The 2,968-nt window shown below is 60.9% G+C and carries 3 protein-coding genes; 2 read left to right on the top strand and 1 reads right to left on the bottom strand.

All coding sequences use genetic code 11. From position 1 onward, the window contains the following. The first annotated feature begins 65 nt into the window (after positions 1-65). Positions 66-359 carry a DUF7724 family protein gene (locus HMPREF9452_RS10470; protein ID WP_009142109.1) on the top strand — a complete coding sequence of 98 codons (294 nt, stop codon included), beginning with the start codon at positions 66-68 and terminating at the stop codon, positions 357-359. A 556-nt stretch (positions 360-915) separates the two neighbouring features. On the opposite strand, the gene HMPREF9452_RS10475 is transcribed toward HMPREF9452_RS10470, so the two are convergent. After that, the gene (locus HMPREF9452_RS10475; protein ID WP_009142110.1) at positions 916-1,383 is read right to left on the bottom strand and encodes a Panacea domain-containing protein; all 468 of its coding nucleotides are present in this window, start codon (positions 1,381-1,383) and stop codon (positions 916-918) included. A 179-nt stretch (positions 1,384-1,562) separates the two neighbouring features. Between HMPREF9452_RS10475 and HMPREF9452_RS10480 the strand changes: the two genes are divergently transcribed. After that, the gene (locus HMPREF9452_RS10480) at positions 1,563-2,507 is read left to right on the top strand and encodes a RelA/SpoT domain-containing protein (protein WP_009142111.1); all 945 of its coding nucleotides are present in this window, start codon (positions 1,563-1,565) and stop codon (positions 2,505-2,507) included. Positions 2,508-2,968 lie beyond the last annotated feature (461 nt).

The following is a 2,968-nucleotide window of genomic DNA, read 5'->3' on the forward strand; positions in this document are numbered from 1 at the left end:
GCGACGTGCGCCCGTCAGCATTGGGTTCGCTTAAGGCCTAACGGGCATCCACAAGGAGGATGGCAATGGACGATGGAAAGGCGATGGGGGACGGAATGGCGGCCATCGGCTGCGAGGGCGGCTACACCGTGTTCGCCGGCGGCGGGTTCGCCATACGCTTCCGCGCGCCCTACTCGCTGCGGCGGTACATAAGGGTGAAGGAGTGGGACCGCGGCTACCTTGTGGTCGACGCCGAGTACGCGCACAGCCCGGAGCCCGTCGAGGAGTACATAGACCTGGTTCCAATACTGGAGGACCTCTACATCGACCCCGCCGACTACCTGCCGCGGATACGCGAGGTGGTGGCGGACGAGGGATGACGCCGCGCGGCGGCTAAAGGCCTCGCACCTCGGGTCGTTTCCGGCATCTTCATCCCGTTCGGCTGCCACCGCGCGCGGACGTCGCTATGATGGGTGTCGATGCAAGAACCTCTGGAATTTTGCAAGGGCCGGTCCTCTCGGGGACTGGCCCTAGTTTTTAGCAGCCCCTCGCGCCGCCGCGGACCCGCGTCGCTCGGACAGAGGTGGTCGACAATCGATACCGCGGACGGCCTCTGGCCCCGCATCCCTAACCGTTCCGAAGCGCATATCCGGCCCCTCCGCGAAAGCGCTCGTGCAGCCTTGCGCGTGCTAAATGTGACATGAAACCCCGGAGGGACCCCGTTTTCAGCCCCTTTTCATGGTTTAGTGTCACTTCCGCACCCCGAAAAGTGACACGAAATGATTCGAGCCTCCTGTTGACGCGCAATAGGAATTGATCCCGATATTCACCAGTTAGGCGGGAAGGGGAAGGAGGGGTGAAGCAGAGAGCGGGGCCGACCGAATGCGGCCCCGCTCTCGTGGATCAACTTACTTCAATGGGGATTGGAAAGGGGTCCTATAGTCCGCCCCGGGCAGACCAGACGGGATGCAGGGAATAATAGTCCTTCATGGACTCCTTCGCGATGACGGTCCTGCAGCGGTCGCCGTCGGAGCAGCCTTTCCTCGCGTGCATCCAGGGATCCTCGGCGTGGGTCATCTGGGAAAGCTGGTTTCCGGAAAGGGTGGACAGGAATCCGCAGGCGCCGTCGACAGCCGCCGCGGTGCCGGGCCCAAGCGACGCGTCCTTCCCGCCATGACACCCGAGATCCCCCGGGTGAACGAGGAACCTGCCTTTATGCAGCGCGTAGAGCGCGGGCGATACCGGGCCGTTCGCCCATGCCTCGAAATCATCGTCAAACAACGGAGTCCCGTTGACGACCAGGGCGCGGGCCTGAGAATAGAATGCTAGTTTCTGCAATTTCATAGTGGTCATCGTGCCGTATTTTTCTAGAATGTAGTCTGCGACGTCAACGACTGAGCACATGGAAATCCCTCCCCTCGGAAATGCCGAACTGATTTCTAAGCGAGAACAGCGATGGACGATCTCACCCCTTCAAATATAGCCAACGCGCCCGTGACGCGAAAGTCCGCCAACAAAATATCGAAACACCTGATAGATCCTAACGACGATAGGTTCTCCGAAGCCCTCGGGATCGCCCATAGATGGAGGAGGCGGCACGCCCTCCCGACGGAAGAGTGCTTCAGGCGCTGCTCGGCGCCACTGAGGCGATCGGAGCCCCGTCCCTCTCGTTCCGGCTGAAGCGCATGGAATCGATCATCGGCAAAATCAAAAGACCCGGCAAGCACTACCAGCTCGGGACCATGGATGATATAGGAGGGTGCCGCGTTATCGTCGACGATATGCCGCAACTTGAGGAGGCCGTATGGGCCATCCGGTCGACGCTGAGGCTCAAAGAGGGCGACGGCGCGATGAAAGACTACACGCGCAGGCCGCGGGAGAGCGGGTACAGGTCGTGCCACCTGGTCACGATGAACCGCGGCGATGACCGCGATTACCGCGTTGAGGTCCAAGTTAGGACTAAGCTGCAGCATCTGTGGGCGACCGCGATAGAGGCGGTCGGATCCGTTTACGGAATCGACCTTAAAACCGAGAAGGCCCCCGAAGAGTACTGCGATCCGCTAGAAGGGGATCTAAGGGCGCTCTTCGCCTCGCTGGCTGACGTCCTTGCCATCGAGGAGGGGTGTCCCCCATCCATGCCCGGCACCACGATGGAGGCCGCCCTAGCAAAGACGAGAGGCTCCGCAATCTTAGGGAGGGTCCTCTCCGACCTGTCAAACGTGAAGGACGGGGTGTTCGTCGAGGGCCCCTCCACGGACTCCGATTCACCCGGCCTGTACCTCATGGAGTTCAGGCGTGGAATCCAGTATCTGTCGATTTCGAGGTACGACAGGGACGGAATCGACGATGCCTTCGAGAAGTACGATCGAAGTGATGTCGAGGCGCGTCTTCCATTCACGGAGGATGACCGCGAGGAGAGCGACACCGTCCTGGCGTATGCCAGGAGCGAAGAGGAGCTAGCACTCGTGTACCCGAACTATTCGGCAAAGGTGGAACCCCTCCTACAGGAACTTGGAAAGAGGCTGTAACCCAAGACCCCGCTCGCTTCTATGAACCCCGTGCCAAGCTGAGGCAAGGCCCGAAGAGGGGGTGGACGATGGCTTGGGAACTGTTTGCACGGCAGACTCGCTGTGTCGCCGCGCCGCGACCGCAATCCTGCGCCATCACGAGCGCCACCCCGGAGCATCTGCAGCCTCCTGGTGCGTCGCTGCGGAGCCGTTTTTGAAGAGACGGGCATCTTGCTCGTCCCCACCGATATGGCCAAGGCACTTTCAAACATGACCGAGATAGCGCTCCGTATCCACAGGAGCCCGAAGCTCTCTTGCGCCCGCCCCTTGCGGCATCGATGCAAGGGGCGCTTGAATTATTGCGTGCCACTTTTCGGGGGCGGAAGCGACGCGTAACCCGAGCCTTCCCTTACATCGACTCTTCCGGCACCCCTTCTTCCTCCTTCTCGCCTAACTGGCGATTATCTGTTCCTTTGGAAGGA

It is taken from the genome of Collinsella tanakaei YIT 12063, assembly GCF_000225705.1.
Taxonomy (GTDB): domain Bacteria; phylum Actinomycetota; class Coriobacteriia; order Coriobacteriales; family Coriobacteriaceae; genus Collinsella; species Collinsella tanakaei.

Bases quoted from the DNA above. Each gene is read 5' to 3' on its own strand.
- HMPREF9452_RS10470 (WP_009142109.1), top strand. From the start codon at position 66: ATGGACGATGGAAAGGCGATGGGGGACGGAATGGCGGCCATCGGCTGC.
- HMPREF9452_RS10480 (WP_009142111.1), top strand. From the start codon at position 1,563: ATGGAGGAGGCGGCACGCCCTCCCGACGGAAGAGTGCTTCAGGCGCTG.
- HMPREF9452_RS10475 (WP_009142110.1), bottom strand. From the start codon at position 1,383: ATGTGCTCAGTCGTTGACGTCGCAGACTACATTCTAGAAAAATACGGC.